At 68.2% G+C, this 25,462-nt stretch carries 24 protein-coding genes; 16 read left to right on the top strand and 8 right to left on the bottom strand.

Features of this window, described 5'->3' with window-relative positions:
• Positions 1-495 precede the first annotated feature (495 nt).
• The 6 genes from ACIBEI_RS42945 to ACIBEI_RS42920 all read left to right on the top strand — a co-directional run bounded on the left by ACIBEI_RS42945 (position 496) and on the right by ACIBEI_RS42920 (position 4,886).
• On the top strand, positions 496-843 hold the full coding sequence (locus ACIBEI_RS42945) for a PadR family transcriptional regulator (RefSeq protein WP_398896371.1): 348 nt from the start codon (positions 496-498) through the stop codon (positions 841-843).
• Positions 840-1,664, top strand: coding sequence for an HD domain-containing protein (locus ACIBEI_RS42940; RefSeq protein ID WP_398896370.1), 825 nt, complete (start codon positions 840-842; stop codon positions 1,662-1,664). The genes ACIBEI_RS42945 and ACIBEI_RS42940 overlap by 4 nt, the downstream gene beginning before the upstream one ends.
• A complete protein-coding gene (locus ACIBEI_RS42935) occupies positions 1,661-1,939 on the top strand; it encodes a hypothetical protein (protein WP_398896369.1) in 279 nt (92 codons plus the stop codon). The genes ACIBEI_RS42940 and ACIBEI_RS42935 overlap by 4 nt, the downstream gene beginning before the upstream one ends.
• Positions 1,940-2,214: 275 nt before the next feature.
• Positions 2,215-2,922, top strand: coding sequence for a hypothetical protein (locus ACIBEI_RS42930; protein ID WP_398896368.1), 708 nt, complete (start codon positions 2,215-2,217; stop codon positions 2,920-2,922).
• 343 nt (positions 2,923-3,265) lie between these two features.
• On the top strand, positions 3,266-4,003 hold the full coding sequence (locus tag ACIBEI_RS42925; protein ID WP_398896366.1) for a hypothetical protein: 738 nt from the start codon (positions 3,266-3,268) through the stop codon (positions 4,001-4,003).
• Positions 4,004-4,145: 142 nt separating this feature from the next.
• Positions 4,146-4,886 carry a hypothetical protein gene (locus ACIBEI_RS42920; RefSeq protein ID WP_398896364.1) on the top strand — a complete coding sequence of 247 codons (741 nt, stop codon included), beginning with the start codon at positions 4,146-4,148 and terminating at the stop codon, positions 4,884-4,886.
• A 708-nt stretch (positions 4,887-5,594) separates the two neighbouring features.
• Here the strand turns inward: ACIBEI_RS42920 and ACIBEI_RS42915 are convergent.
• Positions 5,595-6,665, bottom strand: a complete 1,071-nt coding sequence (locus tag ACIBEI_RS42915) for a hypothetical protein (RefSeq protein ID WP_398896362.1) — start codon at positions 6,663-6,665, stop codon at positions 5,595-5,597.
• A 304-nt stretch (positions 6,666-6,969) separates the two neighbouring features.
• On the opposite strand from ACIBEI_RS42915, the gene ACIBEI_RS42910 reads away from it, so the two are divergent.
• On the top strand, positions 6,970-8,127 hold the full coding sequence (locus ACIBEI_RS42910; RefSeq protein WP_398896361.1) for a DNA-processing protein DprA: 1,158 nt from the start codon (positions 6,970-6,972) through the stop codon (positions 8,125-8,127).
• Positions 8,117-9,340, top strand: a complete 1,224-nt coding sequence (locus ACIBEI_RS42905; protein ID WP_398896359.1) for a hypothetical protein — start codon at positions 8,117-8,119, stop codon at positions 9,338-9,340. The genes ACIBEI_RS42910 and ACIBEI_RS42905 overlap by 11 nt, the downstream gene beginning before the upstream one ends.
• Positions 9,341-9,400: 60 nt before the next feature.
• Here ACIBEI_RS42905 and ACIBEI_RS42900 read toward each other — a convergent pair whose 3' ends face one another.
• Entirely contained in the window at positions 9,401-10,555 is a 1,155-nt protein-coding gene (locus ACIBEI_RS42900; protein WP_398896357.1) for a hypothetical protein, read from the bottom strand.
• 375 nt (positions 10,556-10,930) lie between these two features.
• Between ACIBEI_RS42900 and ACIBEI_RS42895 the strand changes: the two genes are divergently transcribed.
• The 5 genes from ACIBEI_RS42895 (at position 10,931) to ACIBEI_RS42875 (ending at position 14,931) form a co-directional block, all read left to right on the top strand.
• On the top strand, positions 10,931-11,149 hold the full coding sequence (locus ACIBEI_RS42895; protein ID WP_398896355.1) for a hypothetical protein: 219 nt from the start codon (positions 10,931-10,933) through the stop codon (positions 11,147-11,149).
• A gap of 43 nt (positions 11,150-11,192) precedes the next feature.
• Positions 11,193-13,469: a restriction endonuclease gene (locus tag ACIBEI_RS42890; protein ID WP_398896353.1), complete on the top strand. Its 2,277-nt coding sequence runs from the start codon at positions 11,193-11,195 to the stop codon at positions 13,467-13,469.
• A 265-nt stretch (positions 13,470-13,734) separates the two neighbouring features.
• Positions 13,735-14,001, top strand: a complete 267-nt coding sequence (locus ACIBEI_RS42885) for a hypothetical protein (protein WP_398896351.1) — start codon at positions 13,735-13,737, stop codon at positions 13,999-14,001.
• Complete coding sequence (locus ACIBEI_RS42880) at positions 13,998-14,261, top strand: hypothetical protein (RefSeq protein WP_398896350.1); 264 nt, start codon at positions 13,998-14,000, stop codon at positions 14,259-14,261. Before ACIBEI_RS42885 ends, ACIBEI_RS42880 begins: the two co-directional genes overlap by 4 nt.
• Positions 14,262-14,289: 28 nt before the next feature.
• On the top strand, positions 14,290-14,931 hold the full coding sequence (locus tag ACIBEI_RS42875) for a hypothetical protein (RefSeq protein ID WP_398896348.1): 642 nt from the start codon (positions 14,290-14,292) through the stop codon (positions 14,929-14,931).
• A gap of 13 nt (positions 14,932-14,944) precedes the next feature.
• Here the strand turns inward: ACIBEI_RS42875 and ACIBEI_RS42870 are convergent, their stop codons facing one another.
• Positions 14,945-15,283 (bottom strand): hypothetical protein, encoded by a 339-nt coding sequence (locus ACIBEI_RS42870; RefSeq protein ID WP_398896346.1) that lies wholly within the window; start codon positions 15,281-15,283, stop codon positions 14,945-14,947.
• A gap of 405 nt (positions 15,284-15,688) precedes the next feature.
• Here ACIBEI_RS42870 and ACIBEI_RS42865 point away from each other — a divergent pair, with 405 nt between their 5' ends.
• Positions 15,689-16,372: an RNA polymerase sigma factor gene (locus ACIBEI_RS42865; RefSeq protein ID WP_398896344.1), complete on the top strand. Its 684-nt coding sequence runs from the start codon at positions 15,689-15,691 to the stop codon at positions 16,370-16,372.
• Between the two features lie 656 nt (positions 16,373-17,028).
• Here the strand turns inward: ACIBEI_RS42865 and ACIBEI_RS42860 are convergent.
• From ACIBEI_RS42860 to ACIBEI_RS42840, 5 genes are all read right to left on the bottom strand, one after another.
• Complete coding sequence (locus ACIBEI_RS42860; RefSeq protein WP_398896342.1) at positions 17,029-17,859, bottom strand: DUF6551 family protein; 831 nt, start codon at positions 17,857-17,859, stop codon at positions 17,029-17,031.
• A 1-nt stretch (position 17,860) separates the two neighbouring features.
• Positions 17,861-18,718, bottom strand: coding sequence for a ParB/RepB/Spo0J family partition protein (locus ACIBEI_RS42855; protein ID WP_398896341.1), 858 nt, complete (start codon positions 18,716-18,718; stop codon positions 17,861-17,863).
• A gap of 1,650 nt (positions 18,719-20,368) precedes the next feature.
• Positions 20,369-21,034 carry a hypothetical protein gene (locus ACIBEI_RS42850; RefSeq protein WP_398896339.1) on the bottom strand — a complete coding sequence of 222 codons (666 nt, stop codon included), beginning with the start codon at positions 21,032-21,034 and terminating at the stop codon, positions 20,369-20,371.
• Positions 21,035-21,208: 174 nt separating this feature from the next.
• Positions 21,209-21,841, bottom strand: a complete 633-nt coding sequence (locus ACIBEI_RS42845) for a hypothetical protein (RefSeq protein WP_398896338.1) — start codon at positions 21,839-21,841, stop codon at positions 21,209-21,211.
• Between the two features lie 729 nt (positions 21,842-22,570).
• Positions 22,571-22,801, bottom strand: coding sequence for a hypothetical protein (locus tag ACIBEI_RS42840; RefSeq protein ID WP_398896336.1), 231 nt, complete (start codon positions 22,799-22,801; stop codon positions 22,571-22,573).
• Positions 22,802-22,982: 181 nt separating this feature from the next.
• On the opposite strand from ACIBEI_RS42840, the gene ACIBEI_RS42835 reads away from it, so the two are divergent.
• The gene (locus ACIBEI_RS42835) at positions 22,983-24,359 is read left to right on the top strand and encodes a helix-turn-helix domain-containing protein (RefSeq protein WP_398896334.1); all 1,377 of its coding nucleotides are present in this window, start codon (positions 22,983-22,985) and stop codon (positions 24,357-24,359) included.
• A 102-nt stretch (positions 24,360-24,461) separates the two neighbouring features.
• Positions 24,462-25,322: a nucleotidyltransferase domain-containing protein gene (locus tag ACIBEI_RS42830; RefSeq protein ID WP_398896333.1), complete on the top strand. Its 861-nt coding sequence runs from the start codon at positions 24,462-24,464 to the stop codon at positions 25,320-25,322.
• The last annotated feature ends 140 nt before the right edge of the window (positions 25,323-25,462 follow it).

Here is a 25,462-nt window from a genome sequence, read left to right as displayed (position 1 = left end):
TGCGTTGATCCGGGGGAAGCCGGCGTGTGCCGGTTGAAGAGGTGTCCCGGTCCTCTTTTGGTGAGCAGATCCTTGAGCGCTGACCTGTGGATTGCTCAGTTGGGGGAGCAGGGCGCATTCGGAGCTGACCATTAGTCAGTGCTGACCTAGTCGGTGCCTTGCGTCTGCGACCTGCGGTGTCGTGCATGTTTTAGCTGGCCTGCTCGCCATGACCGTTGATTGCTCACTGAGGGAGAGTCGCCGGTAGTAGCGGACGAGGTAGGCGGTTGGAGTGGCGGGTCGGGTGATCTTGCTTTGCCGGGCTTCAAGTGCTGCTGACTGGTGGGTTGTTCGTGGAGATCGGAGCGCTTGAGGCCAGTCGGAGGCCCCGGGCTGTCGCGCCGTGTCGGTCGTCGCAGCAAACATGGCGAGTAGGTCGCCGGCCGCAGGACCTGCATCGGTCCGGCGCGTTACGTTCCCTAGACACCCCATATATAGGCTATGTAGAGTACGAGTATGGGTAGTCCGCGTATGACCCTGCAGACCCAACTGGTCCTGCGGGCTTTGCTGGAGGAACCCGCCAAGCAGCGGTACGGCCACGAGCTGTGCGAACTGGCGGGACTGCCGTCGGGCACGATCTATCCGATCCTCGCCCGGCTGGAACAGGTTGGCTGGGCGGAGAGCACCTGGGAAGACCCGGCCGTACACGAGAAAGCCGGACGGCCGCGCCGCCGCTTTTACCGGATCACCGAAGACGGAGCCGAACGGGCCCGCCTAGCCCTCGCCCGTGCCTACCGTGCCCGCAAAAAGCCACTGCCGGGCTGGGTGGCAGCGCACCCGGTCGGCGATGGGGGAGTGTCATGAGGGCGTGGCACCGGTTAGCTGCCCGGCCGGGCAGCCGGCACGGCAACACCCCTTCCCTTGAAGGCCTGTTGGGTGTCGTGCGGGCACACCACCCCGCCGCCGATCTCGCTTCCATCGAGCTCGCCCACGAGGAGGCCGCCCGCTGGCACGCGGGACAGACCCGCCGCAGCGGCGACCCGTACCTGACCCACTGTCTTGCCGTTGCCCGGATCGTCGCCGATGTGGGTATGCCGCCGACCGTGGTCTGCGCCGCCCTGTTGCACGACGTCATCGAGGACACGCTCTGTCCGCCGAGTCGTCTGGCTGGGCAATTCGGGCTGAGCGTCGCCCAGTTGGTGGCAGATGTCAGCACCGTCGACCTGCGTGCCATCCCGCCGGACGCCGCGCCGCGGTCTGCCCGGCCGCCGCACAGCGAGGCGGTGCTGGTCATTCGCCTTGCCGACCGACTCCACAACATGCGCACCATAGAGTTCGTCGCCGCAGCCAAGCAGTACGGCAAAGCCCGCGAGACCATCGAAGTCTTCGCCCCCATGGCCCACGCGGCGGGCTTGGCCGACGTCGGCCGTGAACTGCACGACCTTTCCGCGGCCGTGCTCCAGCCAGCACCTACCGCCTACGCCGTCACCACACGCCTGCTGGCCCTGCTCACTCTGCTGCTGCCCGGCACGCAGCGAGCCCGATGGCGACAGGAATGGCAAGCGGAACTGGCCGCCCTGCCCACCCGCCGTACCCGTACCTGTTTCACCTTCCGGGTGCTGCTCAGCACGCCCCACCTGTCCCTGACCCTGCGCCGCCCCGTCTGCCAGGAACCACGACGATGAGCTGGACGGCCCGCATCGGCGGCCTGCTCGGGGCGGCGGCCGCCTTCACGACAGCCATTGTGAACGCAGGCCCACCCAGCTGGGTGGTCGCAGGACTCACCGCAGGCGCCTTCATCCTGCTCGTGCTTGTCCTGTTCCTCCCGAGCGAGACACCCGCCCGCCGCCTGGGTCAGCTCATCAGGGCCTGGCGAAACCCCACCGGAGCCCCTGCCGGACCAAGCCCCCGCCCGCTCTCCAGTGCGCCCTCCCCGCCCACCCGAAACGGCAGCATCTGACCTCGCCGGCAGCAAGTCCCCTCAGCAACGCGGGCTCTGACCTTGGCGGTGATCAAACCGAATGGTTCGGCGGTCAGTTGGCCAAGGCCGGTTCGGCAGCTCGCGTCATGGGTCCGCAACTGGCGCAGGGCCCGGACTGCCCGGTCCCTTCCCCTTCCGGCCGTGGCGGTCTTCGGTGCTCCTGTACGTCCGGGGCCTGGCAGGATGGAGCAGTTCACACGGCTTGGGGGAGAGCCGCGCAGTTAGTGGGGGGCATCGTGGGGATGGAACGTGAGGTGTCGGAGGAACTGTGCCGGCACTGCGGTGAGCCGATCGTTTTCGTCAACGACCGCTGGAGCCACGGTCGTTACGGGTTCGGGGGATGGGGAACGGTTGGTTGCAGCGCTTACAGCTACACCGCGCACGGTGACTGGGACAGGCGCCTGACCAAGTCGGAGAAGGCGGCACCGCGTACGCACGGACAGCGCATGGGGCGTGAGGAGTTCCCCGCCTGGCCGGGGCTGCAGCAGCAGCGGCGTGAAGCCGAGCGCAAGGAACGGGAGGCGGCCGAGCTGGAGGCGACGCGCTTCGCACCGGCCCTGGCCCGGGCCGTGAAAGCAGCCGAAGAGATCATCGCGGATCCGGCCAGCACCACGTTCCGGGCCCTGGAGCGGCGCCGTCAGGCGGTGTGTGTGGCGATGGAGCGGCAGGCCTCCCGGACCGCCGCTGCTCGCCTTAAGTCCGGCAGTATGCCGGGGTATTCCGCTGCTGGGGATGAACTCAACCGGCTTCTTCAGCTCACTCAAGAGCTGTTTCGAGCACTGCGTGCCGCAGAGGAGCTCCTGCCTCCTGCAGAGGCGGTCAAGGCCGCCACGAGCCGTTACGCCGCGCGCATCGACCAGGTTGCGACGGAGCGCTACAGCCGTCTGCCCGCCAACGCCGATGGCGCCTTCGAGGAACGTCGTGCGCTGGACGCGGCCCGGCGGCGCGTTCAACAGCCGTAGCGGTGTTGGGGCGCCTCAGCACAACGGCGAGGTGAGGGCCTCAAACATTGCTCGGGTCGGGCCGTTCCGGCGTTGTCGTTGCTGGGGCGTGGGCTCGCTACCGCCTGCGCCTGCTTATGCCTGTGCCGCTGAGGGGTGCCACGGTCGGCACGGAACGCGTCGCGCGGGTGCGGAGGCGTCCTTCGGCCTGACGTGCCCGGTACGCCATGGCACCGGTGACGCGACCGTACCGGTCCGGAAGCGGGGCCAAGGCGCCCAGCTCAAACGAGACCAGCCCACGTCCACGGTCCTGTTCGAACCGTTTCCCGGTGGGATGTCAGTGCCTGCTCCTAGTCTCTTTGCCATGACGTCAGTGATGCCCAAACGGCCGGTCAATGAACTCCCGGGCGATCCTGCCCGTCTTCACTTCCATTACGGCCATGGGCATCCCGCGGTGCCCTACGACTCCGAAGACACGCTGGAATCCTGGTATGTCACGGTCACCTACGGGATGGCGAGTGACGAGGAGTGGGAAGACGAAGAAGACGGGGGCGATGGTGCCCCGGCTGCGGGATCCGAGATCGGGCATCTGATCCTGTGGAGGCTGCGTGACTACACCGGCGACAACCGGTGGGAGGTGGCGGACGCCGAGTCCGGCGATCTTGAGGTCATTGTCTCCGCGGTCCTTGGCCGTTCCCAACGCGCCGGCTACAGCGCCGCGTTCAAGAAAGCTGTCACCCACCCCGTCGGTGATCTGCTGATCCTCGACCGCGTCAGCCTCGACAGGGAATGGAGAGGTTTCGGACTGGGGCCGGCCCTCGCCGGCGAGGCGGTCCGCCGCCTGTCCGGGGGCTGTTGCGCGGTGGCGGTATTTCCCGCCATGGGGGAGTACCCCGAAGGCCGTGAGCAGGTCACCGAGGCCTACCGGCGCCAGGCGAAGAAGAAGATCGCCGCGCTGTGGGAGAGCATCGGCTTCCAGCCGTTCCGCCGCGGGGTGTGGCTTCTGGACACCGCCCTGCGCCAGCCGGAGGAACTCATGCAGGCCCGGCGCGCTGAACTGCGCGCGCTCGGCACGGCCTTCCAACGCCGCCCGTCCGCCTGAGAGCGGGCCTGCCGGACCCCACGGCTACGGCAGATGACGGTACCCAGGGTTGGCGGCGGAGCCCGCGTACGATCGCGTCTTCTGGGGGCGTCGTGGCGCGGATGACGCGAACGCCGGGAAGAAGAGAAGGAGTTGGCGAGTCATGGGGGAGAGCGGAGCGGTGGACGAGGATATTCAGGATGCGCTGGGCTGGGCACGGCAGCGTCTTGAGGAGATGGGCGTCTTTGCGGCACAGGACGGATTGCGGTGGGCGGCGGCTCACGGCCTCGTCATGTCCGTGTGGCGCAACGGTCCGATCGAGAACGCGCATGCTTCCCGGCCGACCAGTCGGCGCAAGGCGTTGCGCGACGGGACGATGTTCGCCCGCAACACCTGGCTCATCCGGCAGGCGTTCGACGTCCTGGGCTCCGACGACGAGTTCCGTCTCTATAAGCTGGAGGACCTGATCCTGGACCGGGACATGATCTGGCCGGGATGTGAGGGGACCCTGACGGACTTCGGCTGGGGGTTTCTCGGGGAGATCAAGAAGCAGGTGAAACAGCGCATCGACATGTTCGGACACTTCGAGAAGGTCCTGCCGCCGGACGACTTCCTCGTCTTCGCTGGCGCTCCCCGGATCGGGACCCACGACGACCATTACGGCATGCCGAAGTGGCCTGCCTGCGTGGACGCGGCGATACGCCGGCTGCGCGGCGAGGACGAGGAGTTCTGGCACGCACGGGGGGACTTGATGACCCGTATCGGTCCCGCTCCTGCTTCCGTCACCGCGGACCTTGAAGCAACCCGGAAACTGCTGCTGGGGGCCCCGTGGGAACTGGGCGCCGAAAGTCTGGACTGGTTCGCCTGGAACCCGGTCCTGCGACCACCGCGCACGACACCCTAGGCCCAGGTAGGAAACAGCGGCCACGCCTCGCAGTACGCGCCGCCGCCCGTGACACCTAAACACCGCGGCCTGGCCCCGGCTCGCCCCTCCCGGCCGTCCCCCCCAGGGGGCGGGGCCGTGTGGCCAAGGACAGCCGGCAGTCCGGGAGTTGTCACCGCGACGGTGCGTTGCCTTCGTGCGGAGCGCCGTGCCGGATGCCGGGAGGACCGGCGTTCAGCACGAGAGGGCAGCCGCCCGGCGCAGGGGTGGTGTCAGCCCTCGCGAGGCGCTGCGGGACGGTGCGGGCCCCGTCCGGAATACCGGACAGCACCGTTGACGATCATGATCTCGTGGGCGGGGCCATGCGTGGTGGCAGCCGGCGCACACCGCCTTGGCCCACCCGGCCGGCGTGTCACCGCGCGCCCCGTGCCCGCGCAGAACGCGCCAAGCGCGGGCAGCCTCCGCCGCGGCGGCCCTGACGAACCGGGCGGCTGCCGCGCGGGCGGCCCGCTCACCCGTGTCGGTCTGCACCCGCGGGCCTTTGAACTTCGCCTTCACCCCAACAGCACAGTGGCCGGGCCGTCGGGGGGCCAACTGCTCGTGCAAACGGTGCAGTACGGTGTGCCGGCCCGGGCCGAGGCCGTTGGCAGGCGAGGAATCTGTATCACCGGCGGATCCAGTGCGGGGCCCTTCTCGTGCACGGCCTCCTCCTCGCCCGTTCTCCTGTCTTCAGGGCACGTCGAGGTCGAACTGCTCCAGCCAGTCGGCGTTGCCTGCCCCGGCGACAGCCACGACACCGCACGTCAGCCAGATCATCGCCGGCAGCAGATCGTCGCCCAGGTCCTCGGTCACCTCCGCCACGGTCACATCGCCGGCTCCGGGAACTCCGATCAGCCCTGACATCTGGGAGGCCGTTTCGCCTGCCCGGCCGCCGAGGTACTCATCGACCCACGCCGTGGCCGCCTTGGCCTGCGCCGGCGACAGACCCGACTCCCGTGCCCCGGCCAGCCATCCCGCCAGCACCCCGAACGACACGGCTCCTGCCAGCCCGGCGGCCTCGTCCCCGGACTCCTCCGCCAGCCGCTCCAGCCCGATCACGACCCGCAGCGCGATGCGCGGATCGCGCCGCGCCAGGATCGTGGCCACCACCTTGCGCAGACTGGCGACCGCCGCCGTCCGGTCGTCGTCGGGAAGATCCTCGCCCGCGACGGCTTCGGCCCCGGCGGCTTCCTGTTCGCCGAGTGCCGCCGACTGGTAGGCGTGCACGGCATCGCTGAAGGCCATCACCTCGGCGGCGGAGAAAGTGTGCCGGTTGTCCTCCGTCACCAGATACCCGCACTCGCGCCAGGCGTGCACGAACGCGGGATCCGCGCCCGAACGGTCCGCAGCCTCCAGCAACTTGCCCATCACCGGGCCGATGCCCTCCTGTGTCAACGGGCGCGGCTCGTCAGCGTCGGGATCGAAGAAGACCGGATCGTGCGGGCCGGGAGGCCGTCCGAACTTCTCTTCGAAAGCGGCCCGTTGCCCCTCCATCGCCTGCCGCATGTGCACATCCACCTCGGAGCCGGCCGCCCAGGACACCTCGACCGAACCATCCGCCCCCCGGCGCCGCTGCACGAACCGCGGATCGCCCTGACGCTGCGCCACCACCCGGGCGTGCTCCTCGGTGAACTCCTCCTCCACCGCCGCCGCCGTGCGCCGCTGCTGCTCCGCGCGGCCGCGCGCCCGCGCGTTGTCCCGCTGACGCTGCGCCTTCGACTTCTTTCCCAACGATCTGCCTTCCTCCTGCGGCCCGGACATGTCGACCCTAAGCAGTCCGCCGCTTCACGGACGCCCTTTGCACACAAGATGAAAGACCCGTCGGCCGCCCCTGCGAAATGCCCGGGCCCCAAGAGCCCGTCCTGCCGCCGTCCGAGGAGCGGTACGGTGGCAGGACAAGCCGGGACAGGCCCCCCGCCCTGCGCCCCCGCTGCCGGTTCGAAGGGATAATCCGACAGCGGTGGCGCACGAGGACCCGAAGCCCGCGATCCCGGCACGAGCCACACCTACGGCCGCCCACTGCACGGGCGCCTGCCGCCCGGCGTCTGCCAGGTAGGGTGCTGGGGTGGATCAGCACGGCACTCAGGGAGAACGCGGGCGTTCCGCTCCCGACGGGCAGCCCACGCTGTGGCAGGTCCCCGATGACTTGCCCGCCACCGGCATGCCCTTCGCGGTCGCGCTCCTCGCCCTCGGTGCCGCCCACGGCCTGGGACACAAGGGACTGCACGCGCTGGTACGGGAACACCGGGAACAACTCGGCCGGCTATGGGACGTTCCCGACAGCCGCCTGGCCGACGAGCTCGCCCGCGTCAAAGTCCCCACCGCCCGCAAGGTCGCAGACGAGATCAGCACCCATCGTGCCGACCTGCTGGCAACGGCCCGGGCCAAGGCCGACGAACTCGCCCGGCACAACATCAGCATCATCGGCCCCTCCGCGCTGCCGGCCCGGCTCGCTGCGCTCCCGGGCGCACCGTTGTGGCTGTTCGTCGAGGGCGACCCCAGTGCCCTGTACGAGGGCCCGCACGTCGCGGTCGTCGGCACCCGGGACGTGACACCTGACGGCGTGCGCGCCACCGAAGCCGCCGTGCGCACCCTGGCCGCCTACCCGGTCACCCTGGTGTCCGGTCTCGCCAACGGCGTCGACGCGGTCGCGCACCAGGCCGCCCTGCGCGACGGAGTACGCAACGTCGCCTTCCTCGGCCACGGCATCGACATCGTCTTCCCGGCCGAGACCGCGGACATCCGCGCCCGCATCGTCCGCACCGGCGGGGCCGTCGCCAGTGAGTACCTGCCCGGCGAGCACTACCGCAAGGCCCAGTTCGTCCAGCGCAACCGCCTCCAGGCCGGTCTCGCGGATCTCGTCGTCGCCGCCGAGGGACGGCGCTCTGGCGGCACCGCCCATACCGTGCGCTTCGCCGCCACCTACCGCCGCCCGGTCATCGGCTTCACCTGGCCCGGCGCCGGCGATCTGGCCGACCTGATCGGCACCGAGCCCACCGGACGGCTCATCGACATCTTCACCACGGCCGGCCGCCGCACCCTCGACGCCCTGTGCCGCAGCGCGGCCGACTCCTACGGACACACCACCTTCGGCCTGAGCCTGGTCGAGCGCCAGCTCGGCCGCGAGGCGGAACTGCGTGCCCTGCCCCCCGAAGACCTCATACGGCTACGGCAGTTCCTGGATGACCTGCTGGGCCAGGAAGACGGTGGTCATGCCCGCTAAGGTAGTCATCTTCGACTACAAGACCCTCCTTCTGAAGCCCGGTAATGCCGCGGCCGCCGAGACGGCCGCGCTGCTGCACAGCCTTGCCGCGCGGGGACTGCAGTGGTGCATCCTGTCCACCGACCCGCTCTCGCCGGCGCAGAAAGAGCGGATACAGCAGCTCGGCTATCCCGCCCCGAGCCTGCTGGTCGACCGGTCCCACATAGCCGGCGGCAAAAACCGCGGCTCACCGGCCTGGATCGATGCCGTCACCACCGCCCTGCACCTGCAGCGGTATGAGCTGCTGTATGTCGGCTGCACGGCCCTGGACTGGCGCACCGCCATCAACTCCGGCGTCATGTACCAGCACGCCGCCTGGGCCGCCCCGATGCCCGGCGGCACCACCTCGCTCGTCGCCCACGCTCCCAGCGACGTGGACAGGTTCCTGGAGATGTTCCTTTCGGGCGACCCGAGTTGGTCGCACCGCACCGATCAGGACAACTGGTCACTGCGCTCGCTGCTGCCGGCTTCCGCGCGGCTGCCCTCGACCTCGCCCGGCCCCACCTTCAGGCTCCAGGACGTCTTCACCTACAAAAGGCCGGTGGAGATCGGGGATGCGGACGCCCGGAGCGTCCTCATGCTGTTCGTCCTCGCCTACGCCTATCTGGAAGACCTGATCCCTGCCAGTCCCTACTTCTGCATCTACCCCAGCAGCACGAGCGGTCAGGTCAGCGAACGGCTGAAGACCTATCTGGACAAGGCAGCCGCACTCTTTCACGGCTACTACCGCGAGGACCTCTTGGTCCGCGCCGTCGACGCCCCGGACACCAGCCTGGAGCGCTGGAAGGCCAGCCAGGGCCAGGCGGCTAAGGACGTCTCCATCGCCACGCAGGCCCAGACGGTGCACCTGGGCCCCGGCTACCGCGGCAAGCTCGGCGCGAAAACCGTCGTCGTCGTCGACGACTTCACCACCCACGGCATGTCCCTGGAATGGGCGCGCCTCCTGCTGACCGCAGCCGGAACCCGGCGGATCGTCATGCTCACCGTCGGCAAGTACGGCAGCCGGCATACCCGCTACGACCTCAAAGACCCCAGCACGCTCGCCCCGTACCGGCTCAACACCCTTACCGCTGACAGCTTCACCACGACCTCACTGACCCCCGTCTTCGACCCCCAGGCCGAAGGCCGCCTCTACCAGCGCCTCGCCGCAGCTCTGGATTCCTCCCAGGACTGACAACACCACCGGCCGGCCCCGCACAGGCCGACAAGGCCGCTGGGTCTGCTCGCGGCCCGGTCAGATCAGCCGGTCCCGGTCGCGGGCCGCGGTGTCGCGGACGAGCCGGGCAAAGTGTTCGCGGCTGCGGTTCTGGTGCTGCTCGGTCTGCTCGTCGTCCCATTCCTCCACGTCGTCTGTGCCGGATTCCCCGTCGTGCTCAAGACCCTCGTACTCGTCATAGAGGAGCCAGCAGCCGTGGATACCCGTAAGAAGGTCTTCGAGGAGGTCACGTGCGGGGCGCTGAGGGTCGAGAGGAGTCAGGCGCAGAGGCATGCGGGTGAGGTCGGCCTCCGTTGTGCCGCTGTATTGGGCGAGCGTCCCCTCCAGATCGTCGAGTTGCTCCCGCAGCGCGGCAGCGTCGGGCAGCAGGCCGTCGGCGACGTGCATGGCGTGGCGCACCAGGCCGGTGACAGCCTGGTGGGGGCTGGCGCCCTGGCCGATGAGATCGAGGACCAGCGTGGGTGTCTCGTGGGGGAGAGCCTCGATGTTGTCGGCCTCAAGGACCACCTCGGTGGGGTTGAGCCCGGCCGCTTCGGCGGCGACGTCAGCCGCCGCGGCGAGCCAGTGCGCCGCCGCGACGGCGGCCGCAGTCGGGTCGACACCGACGAAGAGCTCGGCAGGGCCGAAGGGGTCTCCCTGCAGAAGATGGTTCGAAGCAGCAACCTGGACGGGAGAGGCGTCCTCACGGCTGAGAAGAACCGCCTGCTGGGCGCGGCCGCTGAGGTCGCCGAGTTCGGCGCTCTCCACGGCTGCGAGCTCGGCGGCTGCTTCGGCGGCCACGGCCTTCACCAGCTGCGGATCGTCCAGGCGGTGCAGCGCCCGTCCGACCCGGTGCGCGGATTCAAGGAGGCTGCTGTAGGAGACGGCCATCGAACCGCCGCTGGGCAGGTTCGGGCGGGTGATCGCGTCGGCGACCTCGCTGAAGTGTTTGCGCTCCTGCTCTCTGCGCCAGCCCTCGCTGTTGGCCTCCAGGGAGCCGGCAGCGCTGGCGGGATGCGTGTAGGTGCGCCACGCGGCACCGGAGAACTGGGTCAGAGCGCGGGCCAGACTCAGGAGCCCGATGGTGCCGGCGCCGGACGGCAAGACGGCTGCACTAGCGGCCAGGTCGCCTTCACCGGTTCCCCAGGCGGCTATCAGCTCGTGCCGGTCGAACACGACACAGTAGCGGGTCATGAAACTACTCCTCCGCAGACAGGCGATGCCATGGTGCTGAGCCTATGGGGACGGTCGGCAGAACCGGCACGGGATGACCCTGTGATGCACTGCCACCGCTGTGGTCGGGTGCCTCTCCGCGCGGCATTCTGATAAAAATTCCTCGCTGAGCCCGTGGTGACGACAGGTCAACTGTCATCCTGCGGCGTCCTGCCAGCCCTCATGCCCGCAAACTCTGCACTCCGGTAATACGTTGCCCAGCTGGCACCGTGCACCGCATCATCAGCCCATGACTGATCCTTCCCATCACCCCAATCCCGGTACAGGCCTGCTCGGCCCGAACTACGCCCGCCGCAACCAGCTCAGTGTCACCACGGACACTGAGGAAGGGGGGCGGTGGCTGTCGACGAATCGGGATGGGACGGGGACCAACTACACGGTGAGGAGCGCAGCCGTTACCTGTCGATCGGATCGGTCGCCACCAGCGACGCCGACGAGGCGCCCATCGTCGACGAGATCCGTACCGCCATTCGCCTGCAGGCACCCGAGCTGAAGTTGTCCAAGGCCTTCGCTGCGAGCCCTCTCCGTCAGAGGTGTGCCGTGGTGGGCCGGTGAAGAATGGCGCCCGACGGCACCACTGCGATTGTGTGAAGGCGGCATGGATTCTTTCGACTTGGGGCGCCTGACGGACCATGATTTCGAGGTCGTCTGCCGGGATCTTTTCGGTGAGATTCTCGGCATGCCGCTGGAGCTCTTCCCGCGCGGCCGGGACCGGGGGATCGATCTGCGTCACACGGCGGCGGACGGGACCATGACGGTAGTCCAGTGCAAGCACTGGCCCAAGGCTGCGCAGGCGACGCTGACGAAGCGTCTGGTCAAGGATGAGCTGCCCAAGGTCGTCGCGCTGAAGCCGGCCCGGTACCTCATCGCCACGAGCGTGGGCCTGACCGTCGGCGGCAAGGACACGATCCGCGATGCGTTCGCTCCTTACGTGCACACCACCGGCGACCTCTACGGTGTGGACGAGATCGTCGCCGAACTACAGAGCAGACCCGAGCTGGTCCGGCGCCACTTCCGTCTCTGGCTGAGCGGCACCGCCGTACTGCAGACAGTGCTGAACCAGGAGAAGTACGTGCGCTCGTCCTGGCTGCGCAAGCGGATCCCGCGCGCGGCGGACACCTTCGTACCGCACGAGGGCTTCGACCGGGCGAAGGCCATCCTGGACGAGCAGCACGTCTGCGTCATCGCCGGGATTCCGGGGGTGGGCAAGACGACGGTAGCCCTGATGCTCGCTGCGTGGCTCATGGGCAACGGGTACGAGGTGCATGAGATATCGCAGGATGCCGAGGAGATCGCGGCGCTGTGGCGCGAGGACACGCCCCAGCTGTTTCTCTATGACGACTTCCTTGGCCAGACGACGCTGGAGTCTCAGCTCAACAAGAACGAGGACGCCCGCCTCATCGACATCATCAGGGAAATTCAGGAGGCTCCGGACAAGGCGCTGGTGATGACGACCCGTGACTACATCCTGGAGCACGCCTTGCTGAAGCATGACAGGCTCGGCGCCCCGGATGTCTCACAGGCGACCAGCGTCGTCCACCTCACCGACCTGAGCCTCGGTGTCAGAGGCCAGATCCTCTACAACCACGTCCACCACGCGCAGCTGCCCGCCGGGCAGAAGAGGCCGTTCGCCGACCGGACGGTGTGGCAGCCCATCGTCGAGCACCCCAACTTCAGCCCCCGGCTGATCGAGGAGACGCTCCGGCTCGCCGCCCGGCAGGAGCAGGACGTCGCCGCCGCCGTACGGAAGAACCTCGACGATCCCCGCCGCATCTGGGAACGGATCGTGGAGAACGATTTGACCGACGCAGCGGTGCATCTGCTCGAAGTCCTCTTCACTCTGCGCAAGGCCACACTGGACACGCTGAGCGAATCCTGGTCCTGGTATCGCCAGGAGCGGGGGCTGGAGGCAGACGTCCGGACCTTCCGCAGGGCGCTGCAGGTGCTGGACGGCACGATGGTCGCCGTTGAGCAGCAGGCTGTGTCCTTCCATAATCCGTCGGTCGCGGACTACCTCCGCTTTCATCTCGACGCCGGGCGGGCCCCGATGGCCGCGCTCCTGGGCGCGCTGGTCGAGCCGGTGCAGATTCATAGCCTGATCGACGCGGCCGGAATGGCGGACGGGGCCGGCATTCTCGCGCAGCTCAAGGCGGAAGCCGCACGGACCGGGTCCGCGGTGCTGGAGACGGCGGAATTCGTCGAGTGGTCTCCTGAAGTCGCAGCCGAGAGCGAGGTGTCCAACCTCCAGTGGATCCTGGAGGCTGCCGAACTGCTGGACTCCGCCCCGCTGGCCGCGCATGTCGTCAAGGAGAGGGGCCCGGACCACTGGTACGGCGAGCACGTCGAGCACCTCGTCAGCCTGGTGCATGCCATCGCAGGCAGCCGGCTCATCGCCCAGGAGGACATGACGCGCTTCGCCGGTGAGGTGGCGGACGCAATCCGGCTGCAGCTGGCGGAGCAGGTGGAGGACGGCGACTGGTACGGGGCCATCGGCCTCTACGAAAGCCTGAAGGAGATTCCCGGTGGCGCGCTGAGCGGCCCTGTTCTGGAGGCCCTCGTCGACCGCGCGCTCGAAGCGCTTCACCTGGTCACCGGCGAGGATGAGTCCTCGCTCGACGCAGATCCGTTGGAGATGCTGCTGCAGTTCCTGTTCGACCAAGGCTATGAAGGTGGCGCGGACGACGAGTTCGCTGAGGACTTCGCCACCCTCCAGAAGATGGCCGACCGGTTCGGCAAGTTCCGTGAGGTGCCACGCTTCGAGCCCCGCCAGGAGACCGCCGCACCAGGCCCGTACAGCGACGAGGAGCGGGACCGCGAGGTCATCACCGAGCTGATGAAGGGACTGAGAGACCCCGACATCACCCCCGGCGTATGAGAAACCCCGGCCCGTCCTGTCCTTGTACCGGCGGAACCGGCTACGAGGCCCTGGGCTGTGCAGGCTGTCGCGTTCCCCGGTGATCGCATCACGAACATCACGGCCGTGCACGACGCCGCCCTCTTCCCGCTGTTCAACCTGCCGCACACGTGGGCGAAGAATCCGGGTCGTTCGTCGCCATGAGCGAAACGCAGGCGAGGGCGTTGAGTCGGGCAAGACTGGGGCGAGGCTTGTCCCTGGCCATGGGCACGCGGAGTATGTCGGCATGATCGAACGTGACCATGCGCCGAACGCCGGAACGGGACTGCTCGGAGCGAACTTCAGCCGCCGCAACCGTCAGGCGCCCACCGACGACCGTGCTGGCACCGGCCGGTGGATCGCCATCGATGCGTCCGGCTACGACGGCGATCAACTCCACGGCGGCGACCGCTACATGATCCTGGGCTCGGTGGCCATCGACGACGCCGACCCGCCGCGATCGTGGACACGCTGCGACGTGAGGCGGGAATCCAGAAGTCCGCGGCCGAGGTGAAGTTCCAGAAGATGTTCACCGGCGGGGGAGCCGGCCAGCGCCGCCGGCTCCTGGGCGAACTGCTGGAGCCCGGCGGCCCCTTGCACGACCGCGCCTCGGTGTACGTGATCGACAAACACTACTTCGTCACGGCCAAACTCGTCTCCCTCCTGCTGGAAGAGCGGTTTCACGCCGTGGGCCATGACATCGCCAGCAATGGTGCGGGCCGGCAGTTCGCACTGGATCTGGCCACCGAAGGCCCCCCGGGCGTTGGGCCGTGACGGATTCGACCGGCTCATCGCTACTGCCGTGGGCTTTTTCGCCAAGAAGAACCGCACGGGCGAGCGCGTGAGCGTCGACGACCTCTTCACTGTCATCCGGGAGTCCCTCGCCTACGCCCGCCGCCGCAAGGCCCCTCAGGCGAAGAAGGCGGCAGACGTCCTGGAGATGCTGCGCATGTGCCGCGCGGAGGCCGAAGCGTTCGCCCGCGAGCGTCCGGCCGAGGCCACCCCGACCGGAGAGCTCGGACTGCTCGACGACTCCACGGATCCCCTTGTCACCGCCGTGCCAACGGTCATCCTCCACGCGTCGCTACGGTACGGCGGCAGGCTCCAAGTCATCGCGGACGACCAGCGGTTGCTGACCGACGACAAACTCGACGTACTGGAACGCGGTGCCGCGGCTGTGGGTATGGTCCATGGTCTGATCAAGGGAAACCACCTCCAGGATCTGGTGCGCGGCCGTTCGGTGGACCACCCCTGTCTTCAGCTCGCCGATCTGGTGGCGGGTGCGGGCCGGGCGGTGGCACGGTGGCACGACGGCCAGGACGATCCCGCAGGAGAAGACCTCCACCCGGTCGTGGCACCCCTGGTGGATCCCGGCAGCCTGCTCATGGACGAAAAGCCCGAGGATTTCACGCGGATCGACACCGCCCGCGCAAAACGCCGCTGACGTCGGCCACGGTTCACCGCCCGCGATCCGCGGCGTCTCGGTGGCAGTCACGGTCGGCCACCTGGGGACGGGTGCATGTGCCGGGACGGATGCCGTTTGCCATAAGCCGGTCAGGTCGTCGCTTCGCGGGTCGCAGGCGCTCGTACTCCCGCTGGATGCCGTTGCCGTCGAGGGTGGCGGCCCAGTCGGCTTCGAGCCGGGAGCGGAACGTGGTGTGGCCGTAGCGGGTCGGGATGGCATCCACGGACGGACCGGGGACGTCGGGTGTACCGACTAAACCGAACCCCTGTCCTGCTGCTGCGGCCGTGTCGATGATGCCGGTGGCCGGTGCGGACCTCGCATTCAAGATCATTAGACCCGTATGGGGTATTTTCCGGGATTCTGTACGTATGCGCGTTAAGGATTGGCCTTCTCCCGACTAGGAACGGTGAAGGGCGGACGCAGCTCTTCCTGAAGAGCGAGAGAAGAGGATGACGTCGCAGATCCCGGACTATGTGATGGCCGTGGCGGGCGCCGTGACTGCGGCCCACGCCGTGGGAATGGGTGCGCTGCTCCGCCGTCGTTCCAGAAGCGAGCCGCGAGCACGCGTGGTGCTGTCCTCCGGGCGCAGGCACCGGATGAACGGATGCGAGGCGGTGGCGGCGGCGGTACGTCTGCTCCCGCACCTGCCTGATGGCACCGCAGTGTACTGCCGGGGCTCCTGCGGAGCGGAGGTCCTCGTGTGGCGGAGCTGCCCGGCGGGCAATGACCACTGCGAATGCCGGGCTCGCAAACTGTGGTGAACGAGGGCGCCGAGGCGTCTGCACCCAGCGAGTTCTCTTTCAGGGACGAGCGGCACTACCAGAGCACGAGAGACAAGATCGTCGCCGCTTTGCGGTTCCGTATCATCAACTGCGACAGCTACTTCAGCGAGGCCTGTCTCTACGACTTCGCGGACGACGCGATCGAGAAGAGCGTGCTGAGCGGAAGACTCGACCCGCGCAGGAGTCCCCTCACCTACATGGCGAACCAGGCCGTTTGGTGTGCGGTGCGCAGGATCAAGACGCGGTCTCCTGTCGACCTGATGGAGACGGTCGCCCTCGATGCGTGCACCCCCGACCAGCGCGGCCCCCATCACCTGGACTGCGCGCCCTGGGAGCCGACGGCCCTGCAGGCGGCAGAGGACTCCCGCGCCGCTGCCCTGCGCGCCTGGCACGAGCTGCCGGCTTCACAGCAGCGGACCGTGATGGAACTGAGGATCGAGGGCCTGACCGCCGAGGCCGCGGCCGAAAGGCTCGGCATCCCGGTCAATCAGGTCTACCAGCAATCGCACAAAGCGGTGAAACGCTTGCGCAGCGACCCCGCCGTCCAACCCCGTGTGAGGGCCGCACACGTGACGCGGCGCAAAGCCCCAACCGGCCACGAGGCGCTGCCCGGCTACCAGGACAGGAGTGAGGAATGACCTACATGGAGCGGTTGCGGCGGCAACTGCTGGCACAGGCCCAGCCGCGAGACCACTGGGACCGCCCCGGCGGCGACTGGGACGGGCATCCCAGGCAGGTCCCGCACCTGGTGTGCTCCCGGCGCGCCGAAGCCAACAGCGCATACCGCATCGGTTCCAGGGCCTTGCACCGCGGCGAGAACCAGACGGCCGAGTCCATGTTCCACTGCGCTCTGGCCGCCCGGCATCCGGGAGCGGCCTTCCGCCTGCTGGCGGCCGCCGCTCGCCGCAGCACGGCGGCCCAGCAGGAGGGACGCGGACATCTGCTGGGGATGCGCGCAGCCGTCCGGCACCTGCGACGTGCCGCCGGCTGGGGACACGGCGACGCAGCGCACCTGCTCGCCTGGATCGATTCCTTCCCCTCAACTCTGTGCCCGGCCGGCCCGGACGGCGAGAGAGTCCAGGACCTCACGGCTGTCTACACGCCCGAGGACAAGGACTTCTATCTTGAAATCTACCGATTCCTGTGCCGTCTGATGGCCGCCCGGTCCGCCGCACCCACCCCCTCTACGGCCCCGCCGCAGACCCCTTCCTCGAACGTCTCCAACCAGGGACAAAAAGACGGTGGGCCTGCCACTGCGAAGGCAGGCCCACCGTCCGAACGCCGGGATCCGACCTCACAGCTTGACGGTCATCTGCTCCGCGTGCCCAGAAGACCGCGGAGCCGGAGGGCCCCAGGTCGCGAGGCGTCCAGAACGCCGATTGCTGTTGTAGATGGCCCGGATGACCTGGTCGACGCCCTGGCTGACGGTGCATCCGGTCGCAGATTTGAACCCCCGGCCCTTGCCCAGGATGCTGCTGGGCCCGCCATCGACCGCAGCCAGTTTGCGGACCAGCGACTCGAGAGTCAGGCCGGGGGAGGCGTTGATGACCGACGCGAGTCCCACGAGCATGTGGGCGCTGGACGCATCGGTGGCGTGCCCCCACGCCTCCGTGATGACATGCAGCACGGCGTCAAGGGTGGTTCCCGCCTGGGAACTGGACCGGTAGACGGTGTTGAGGGCCCCGACCGCAGCGATGTTGCTGGCGCTGCCTGCGTCCGAAACCGTCCAGCCGTACTCGGCGGCGATCCTGGTGATCTCCAGTGCATCCGGCCGGCCGGCAGTGACCTCCGCCAGGAACTTGTAGATCGGAGCCACACGACGGTTGTCGTTGAGCCCGAGGAACAACTCGGCCTCCTGGGAGAGGGAAAGACCCCGGAAGACCTGCATATCGATCTTGGCTGCTCCGTGTCCGGCGGCCACACTCAAAGCCCCCCGGTTCTGCCCGTCGAGCCAGACAAATGTGCCCTCCGCGCGAGCCGAAACGGTGGGTACACCGATGCGTTTCCGGTCGTATCCCTCACGGATTTTCCGATTAACCCACGCGCGGTCGACGGGCCGGGTGTTGACCCGCGGATCGGTGGTCACATCATCCGGAGCGACGGACTCGATCTTCTTGTCTCGCATATCAATCACGGCTATTCCCCTGGAGGCTCTTCAGTACATCCCACAAAATTTGTCGGTTCTTCCGGATTTCGCGTGCAAGATAAGGCACATCATCAGCCGGAAGATCCGCAACGCACACGCTGGCGAGCCCTGCGCATGCTCCAGAAATGGTGTCGACGCCTCTGCGGATCTCATTCTGCGTACGCCTGCGCACCGGGCTGATCGGTGCCTGCCCGGCTCCCCTCTCGCCCTGCGCCGGCATCGGCAGCTTGGGGAGAGGCGCCTCACACGCATCCGCAAGGGAGGCCGGGCAGTCACCGGACTTCAGATAGCCGTACAGCCGCCGGACGGCCTGGCCGGCGCTGCGGCCCGCAGTAGGCTTCTCGAGCGCTTCGAACATCAGTAGCAGCACACGGTGCGCATTCTCCGCCGAAGGGCCGGATGCCTCCTGACCAGAGCAGCCGCGCGCAGCCGAGCGGAGGCCCTTCAAGATCGCGGCGGACAGCCCGACCGCAGGCCCTGCGTAGTCTTCGTGCCGCCATGGTCCCGCATGCTCCGGCCTGGGGAAATCCCGCAGGCGCTGCGACAAGACGAACCTGTCCCGCACGGACATCGGCTGCTGGTGCGGGTCGTTCTTGGCCCCCAGATGGGTTCGCACCAACTGGCAGGCCTCGGCGGCGTCGGCGGGGAACAATACCGGCACGCTCAGTCGGCGGAGCTGCCGCAGTGCCGCATAACGTCGGAATCCGCTGACAATCTGCAAAGTCCCAGGGTGCACGAGAAGCGGCTCACGCAGCTCATTGTTCCTGATGGAATATTGAAGTTTATCGGTCGATCCAAGTTCCTCCCGGGTCGGATGGTCGACCTTGAGGTCGCCCACCGGGATCATTTTTCTCTCCAATATGACCATCCATGAGCGTGCCGTACTGTTTCCTTTGCGTACATTCTTGGGCTGGATAAAGCCCGATGCAAGAACCGAAACGCGCGTGCCCGGCTGCTTGTCAGCCCGGGCCCCGGGAACACCGCGCACAAAGGGACGCGGACCGAAACCGCCTCGAACTCGGCCCCTGTAGGTACTCAACTTCGCGAGCCACGCCAGCCCGCAGCCCGGTACGCGCGCCTCACCTCGTGGCCCGTACACACCTGCCCGAGGACCGCGGAAGACCCTGCCGTCTGCATTCGCTCCGATATACGCAGGAGGACAAACCCGCAGATAGCCCCCTGCCGGACGGGATGCCAACGTGCCCAACAGGCCGTAGCCCCCTCGCGCACGTCCTGATCGGGAGTGCAACGCCACGCGCTGCCTCGACCGGCCGCGGCCCGCGCGACAGCGCGCTCCCGGCATGCAGCTACGACTCGCCAGAACACCGCGATCGATCCGTCCTCCCACCGCCCCCTTTGGACAAACCGCTGATCGCCGTGACGCTGCGCCACCACCCGGGCACGCTCCTCGGCGAACTCCTCCACCGCCGCCGTGCGCCGATGCTGCTCCGCGCGAGGGCCCCATGGGCCCAACGTGAAAGACCCGACTCGACGTTCGCGCCTTCGGCCCCGAGCCCTCTGTGTCACCAGCTGTCAGGGCGTCAGCGGCCGGCCCAGGCCACAGCGTGGAATACCGGGCCCCTGGCGGGCCGGGGTCCCGCACCGCAGCACATGCAGCGGTGTCAGTGGTGCGCCATACAGTGAGCAGTGCGCATCATCAACATCGGGGGGCAGGGCGTTGGCCAGGCAAACAGGGCACGACATGGTGGCACCGGAGGGGCGATACCTCTACGAGCGGTTAGGGGAGAAGACATTCCAGCGGCTGTGCAACGCCCTGCTCGCTCATGTTTTCAGCGACACCCGCTGTTACCCGGTCGGGCACTCCGACGGCGGCCGTGACGCCACCCGCGGCGACGGCGCCCGGCTGGCCATCTACCAGGTCAAATGGACAAGCAAACCCCACCAGAATCCGGTCGCGTGGCTGAAGGCGGCGATCAACGGCGAGGCCGACAACATCCGCCGTCTGGTGCAGGAGGGCGCCCAGGCCTACTACCTGCTGACGTCGGTGGCCGGGACAGCCGTTCCGCAGCGCGGCTCCATGGACACTGGATGCCGCCTTGGCCAAGTACACCGCCCAGTTCGGCATTCCCATCCATATCTGGTGGCGTGCCGACCTCGACGCCCGCATGGATGCCGCGCCCACCGAGCTGAAGTGGGCGTACTCGGACATGCTCGCCGGCCAGGACCTGGTGCGCTATCTCATCGACGGGGCCGGGCAGGCCGCACACGACCATGCCCTGCGCACACTGGCGATGAAGGTCATCGCCACCCAGTGGGACGAGGACGCCCCGGCATCACGAGATGGCGTGAGTGCACGCCGGCAGTCCCCGCGGCGGGAAAGGAACCATGACGACGGCGGGCAGAACGGCCTCTCGCGGGATGAGCCGAACGTCTCGCTGCCGTCAGGCAGGCGGGCAGTGGCCTGGTTGATGCCGTGGCGTGAACAGCTCCGACGCTGTCCTGGCCGTTGCCCCCGAGAGCAGGCCGGTCACAGCAGATCGTCCTCGGTACCATCGGTGAGGCCGAGTTCCTCATCGGTAAAGGGCCCGCCCAGGTCGGGCATCGCGAAGAGACCCCTGCCCGCGGAGGTCTCAACGAAGCGGACGAACCGGTCGACAGGCCGGTAGGCGTGTTCTTTCTCCAGCAGCGCCAGGCAGGCACGGCAGCGCCACGGGCGCCGGAGGGTGATCCACTGCGCCCGTGTGCACGCGGGGCATGACACGAAATACGCGGCTGGCCCGAAGGGGGCGGCCCAGTTCGCGTAGCCGCTGCGGGGGCGGTGACCGGGCTCGTTCCACTCGGAGGCCAGGGACGGCTTGCCGAGGAGGACGAACTCGCCTCCGGGCCACCGGCAGGTGCAGGGGGTCTGGCACCGGCAGGCGCGGGTGCGGGCCAGTTCTTCCGTTTTCTCGGTCCGTGGTATTCCGGGGCCTTTGACCTCGATCCAGGTGCCGAGTTCGGGCAGCCAGAAGTCAGGGAGGTAGAGAGTGCCGGACTCCAGGGTGATCGTCTCGGGCTCGTACTGCCACTGGATGCCGTTGCCGTCGAGGGTGGCGGCCCAGTCGGCTTCGAGCCGGGAGCGGAACGTGGTGTGGCCGTAGCGGGTCGGGATGGCGTCCATGGACGGACCGGGGACGTCGGGCGTACTGACCAAAGCGAACTCCTGTCCTACTGCTGCGGCCGTGCCGATTATGCGGGTGACCGGTCACGCTGTGGAGTGGGCGCCAGCCGTTGCCGCGTCGTCCACGGTCGTGGCGGCAACGGCTGTACGCAGTTCTTCGGGCGCCGGTCCGGGGATCCGGCGAGTAGGCCGGGCGGCAGCCCCCGTCTACTCGCCCCGCTGGCTCAGCGGAATGGGGGCGTCGAAGACGTCGACGACGAATTCCGAGGTTCCGCTGCCCTCGAAGTCGATGTCGTAGCGGCTGTGCAGCAGTGTATGAATCCTCACCCACCGGCCCATGGCCGTTGCATCCGCGGCCGCTTGGAGCGCGTTGCGGACAGGACCGGCATCGCCAGCCCGTTGCTTACTCGTCCAGGTCCGCGCGAGCTTCGCCCCAGCGGGGACGGCCCAGGTGCGCGGCTCGGCGCTGGCCGGCACGGAAACCTCGTCGTTGAGCAGCCGGATGACCCACCCGACGAGGCCATCGTGCTGACGCTCGTTCGACATACGGATGCCCAGCCCGATCGTGTAGGCGCACTCGAGGTACTCCTCGAGTTCCGCGTCGATCCCTCCGAAGAAGACAGTCTCGCGAACGACCTCGACCGGCCCGCACTCGGTGAAGGCTCCCATCACCGGTTCGCACTTGTCCTTGAGGTACTGCTGCACGGCCATGCGCACTGGTTTGGGGACCTGGTCCAGCACCTTTTCAAGGGCGCTGTCGTCGTGGTCGTACAGGAAGGAGTTGAGTGCGCTGACCAGTTCGCTGGTCAGGTGGAGATCGCCGGCTCCCAGTGTCGTCACCGCCTCCAGCTCGTCCCCAGGCCTCCTGGCAAGAGCGAACACCCTGCTTCGTCCGGGGCTTGTGTGCGCGATGAACGAATGAATCATTTTCTGTCTCACATCACATCTCGGGAGCGGTCCCCGGCACGGACACGGGCCGGGGCCGCAGAAGAATGAGGGAACCCTGCCGACCGACGTGTCGCACGAGCTACCGGCTCGTCCGCATGGGGCGGAGGTGAGTTGCTGTCAGACCCGGCGCTTCAGCCCGGGATCCGCATGGCTGCCAGCACCCTACCCAGGCGCCATCAGCGGTGGCAACGACGCATCCGCCACTTTCAGGACGCGGGCTGTCGATCCCCCCCCCGCCACCGTGACGATCCGAGGCCGGTTCAGCTCACCCAGATGCCCCCTGGGGGGCGAGTTGCCTGACGCCCCAGCATTCTCCAGGGGTTGGACGGGCCCCTGCATACAGCAGGGGTCCGTCCAACCGTTGGCGCCGGCCCTGGCTTGTGGTCGTGGGGCGTAGTGGAAAGCGTGGACGCGTAGGTCGTGCGGGCCGGCGCTGCAGGGGCCGACGGGCGTCTTGCGGGCGGCAGACCAGATCACCGAAGCTCTGGGCGCCCCGCTGCCGGCCGTGCGAGGCCCCGGCCTCGATCGACCTCGTCCGCGTCGGGACGCAAGATGCCAGGTGGGGACGTGACGGCAGAACAGTGCCGCGAGCCGCAGGTGACGACGTGAAGAGAGGCTTGTCTACTCGCTTGCGATGGCGATCGAAGAGGGCCACTTCACAGGGTGTTGCAGCGTCCGTTGCTCAATTTCTTGGGGTGTCACGCCACACAGGGTCGGCAGCATCGTCAGGATGGATGCGGTGAGCATGTCTTGTCCGCTACTCGTCTTGGGAACCTTTCCCAGGGACTGGGCACGCAGGAGGACTCCTTCGATCACAGTGTCGAAAAGCTTGGCCAACACCACATGGGTCACCTGGCGCACCCCTGGGAACGGCCGGCGGTGGATCACCTGCCGGAAGCAGCCCGTCGGGATCCCGCAGACCCTCCGTCCGATCACAGCTCCGGATGTCGTACCCCTCGTGCAAGATGGAGGACTGCCTCCGCACCACGGTGCGGCGGGAGTTGGGGACTGTTGCACTCAAGGGGGAGCGTTTGTGTTCCAGCGTCATCTTCACCGTCATGACGACGTCGATCTGGTGATGTCCGCGCTGGGGGACGATCCCCAGTGCCTGCCGGTCCTGATCGCACTGGGTGTGGCGCTGCGGCGGGACGTGGCTTCGGCGCTGCGGGAGGTCATCGCGACCAGAGCGTGGCAGAGCGACTCCCGCGTCCGCAGCGCTGCGGCCAACTGGCGTGAGGAACCCCGCTTCCAGGTCTTCCTCGACCAGGGGCTCGAAAAGCGCCGCAATCGAGGCCCCAAATATGAGCACCTGGACATCGCTCTGCTGACGTTCCCCGAAACCCGTGCCGCTCTCTACCGGGTGAGCGCGGCGAAGTGCCCGCAGCACTGCCGCACGGAGACAGGCACCTTTGCCGAGGACCGGCATGTGGATGACTACCGCGAGGCACTGTTCGGCTGGTACGCCGCCATCCAGCACGCGCACGCCTGCGTCGTGAGGGCGGCGCGCTGGTTCGCGGACGCGCAACCGTCCGACTCCCGCCGGCCTGAGACGTTCACGGCCTGGATGAGCGGAACACGGCTCCGCCACAGCAGCGGTGCTGCGGAGGAGACGGACCCGGCCACCCAGCGCGCCTTGCAGGAAATCATCCTGATGATGCACGCCTGGAGCCCGCACACCTTCGAAGCCATCGACGTGGCCTTCCAGAGGGCGGAGGGAGAAGACGCATCCCACGCCTGGGGCGGCAGCTTCGAGCCCGCCGGACGTCCCGAAGCCCAGGCGGCTGCGGAAGCACTCGCGAGCGTCCTGACCCCACAGGAACGCCGACAGGTCCGGGACGTCATCGACCAGATCGAGGCCGACGACGAGGACCGCGACATGGATCTGGCGAAGGACAGCACGCTGGCCTGCACCAGCGACCGCCACCGCACCTACGGCGCTGAATCCGGCGAGCGTGAGGACTGCGCCACGGCCCGAGGCCGTGTGTACGAGGAGGCCTCCCAGCCCTGGAACGAGGGCGTCGACCACGCGGCCGAAGCTGCCCGTCTCGCCCGGTTCCTGCTCGGACCCCGCAGCGACCGAATCCGCACCGCCCTCGCCGCGGCCCGCGCGGCCGTCGCCCGGGATACCACCGAGACGACGCCGCAGGTCTGGCACGACAACGCCCAACTCTTGAGGGAAGCCCGTGAAGCCGCGGGACTTGATCTCCACGACGCCGCTGGCCAGTTGGGCATCAAGTCCGCCACGCTCGAGCGCTTCGAACAGGCAGCGGGCAAGCTCCCCGGACGCCCGGTCTCCCTCGGCTACCTCCAACTCCTCACCCTGACCTGCACCCAGGCGGGCCGCACCGCTCCCGCCTGCATCCCGCAGGTCGTCTCCGAGCCGGTGATCTCACTGCCGACCACCCTGTAAGACACCACCGCACCTGCATCCCTGGCCAGACGCCCTGCGGTAGTCCGGCTGAACCACAGACCCAGGTGCACCGGCACCCGAACCGATCAGCGGAGGTCTTCCGTGAAGCGCGAGCGCGCCACCACGCTCCTGAACGACATGCTCGACCGGCTGGAGGAGGGAGGCTGGCCGCTGGACCTCGTCGACGAGATCCTCGTCTTCGGCTCCTACGCACGCGGTGCACTGGACCCCTCGGACGTCGACATGGTCGTCGAGCACCGCAGGGACGACCGTCTCGTCTCCGAGTTTGTCCACGCCCTGTCCTACGGCCGCGATCCTTCCGCCTCGATGAAGCGCGCCCTGAAGGGCAACAGCCGTGGCCTGCAGATCCACTTCGGTGAACGCAAGACCCTCGAAGCGGAAGGGTTCGAGCTGACCTTGCTGTGGACGCGGGGCGAACCCGTCGATGCCGCCCGCGCCCGGCTCGCCGCCATCACTCCTGACCCCGCAGCGGGCCGGGCCCCACGCGACCACATGATCGAGGCCTTCGACGGCATCGACCGCTGGGTTCCGCGCCCGGTCCGTATCGATCTCGCCGACCTCGTCGACCGCAAGGCCGCCACCATCCGTCAACTCCAGCTTCCCGACGCCGAACCCACCCATCCCGCAGCCCTCGAAGCCCTCACCCGCTGGAGCGAGGCCAGCCCGCTGCGCCGCGCCGCGGCAGCCGTCCTTGCCCATCTCGAAGCCACCTCCTGCCCCCTCGATTCCGTCTACCTGCACGGGGAACCGGTCATCGGCAGCCGCTACAGCGGCACTACATGGCAGACCGGTATCGGATTCGGCTGGAGCCATTACCGCAGCATCTCCCACCACCTGCAGGAGGGCACCGACTGGTTCGAGGTCGTCCGCCCTACACGGACCCAGTCCCTGCACACCCTCCACATCACCGCCCAGGACCGCTCGGCCCTACCCCGCCTGTGACGGACCGCCCATGCCCGGGTGAATCCCCGTCGGCCAGCGTTGCCGTCCGGTAGACCGGACGGCAACGCTCGTGCCAGATGCTCTGGCGGCACCGTATTGATGAACGCCTCCACCATCGGATGCACACCACGCTCTTGGTG

The organism is Streptomyces sp. NPDC050988, assembly GCF_044456225.1.
In the GTDB taxonomy this organism is placed as follows: Bacteria; Actinomycetota; Actinomycetes; order Streptomycetales; family Streptomycetaceae; genus Streptomyces.
This window is presented reverse-complemented; position numbering and strand designations above follow the sequence as displayed.

Bases quoted from the DNA above. Each gene is read 5' to 3' on its own strand.
- ACIBEI_RS42945 (WP_398896371.1), top strand. From the start codon at position 496: ATGGGTAGTCCGCGTATGACCCTGCAGACCCAACTGGTCCTGCGGGCT.
- ACIBEI_RS42940 (WP_398896370.1), top strand. From the start codon at position 840: ATGAGGGCGTGGCACCGGTTAGCTGCCCGGCCGGGCAGCCGGCACGGC.
- ACIBEI_RS42935 (WP_398896369.1), top strand. From the start codon at position 1,661: ATGAGCTGGACGGCCCGCATCGGCGGCCTGCTCGGGGCGGCGGCCGCC.
- ACIBEI_RS42925 (WP_398896366.1), top strand. From the start codon at position 3,266: ATGACGTCAGTGATGCCCAAACGGCCGGTCAATGAACTCCCGGGCGAT.
- ACIBEI_RS42920 (WP_398896364.1), top strand. From the start codon at position 4,146: ATGGGGGAGAGCGGAGCGGTGGACGAGGATATTCAGGATGCGCTGGGC.
- ACIBEI_RS42915 (WP_398896362.1), bottom strand. From the start codon at position 6,665: ATGTCCGGGCCGCAGGAGGAAGGCAGATCGTTGGGAAAGAAGTCGAAG.
- ACIBEI_RS42905 (WP_398896359.1), top strand. From the start codon at position 8,117: ATGCCCGCTAAGGTAGTCATCTTCGACTACAAGACCCTCCTTCTGAAG.
- ACIBEI_RS42900 (WP_398896357.1), bottom strand. From the start codon at position 10,555: ATGACCCGCTACTGTGTCGTGTTCGACCGGCACGAGCTGATAGCCGCC.
- ACIBEI_RS42890 (WP_398896353.1), top strand. From the start codon at position 11,193: ATGGATTCTTTCGACTTGGGGCGCCTGACGGACCATGATTTCGAGGTC.
- ACIBEI_RS42885 (WP_398896351.1), top strand. From the start codon at position 13,735: ATGATCGAACGTGACCATGCGCCGAACGCCGGAACGGGACTGCTCGGA.
- ACIBEI_RS42870 (WP_398896346.1), bottom strand. From the start codon at position 15,283: ATGATCTTGAATGCGAGGTCCGCACCGGCCACCGGCATCATCGACACG.
- ACIBEI_RS42865 (WP_398896344.1), top strand. From the start codon at position 15,689: ATGCCGGGCTCGCAAACTGTGGTGAACGAGGGCGCCGAGGCGTCTGCA.
- ACIBEI_RS42860 (WP_398896342.1), bottom strand. From the start codon at position 17,859: ATGCGAGACAAGAAGATCGAGTCCGTCGCTCCGGATGATGTGACCACC.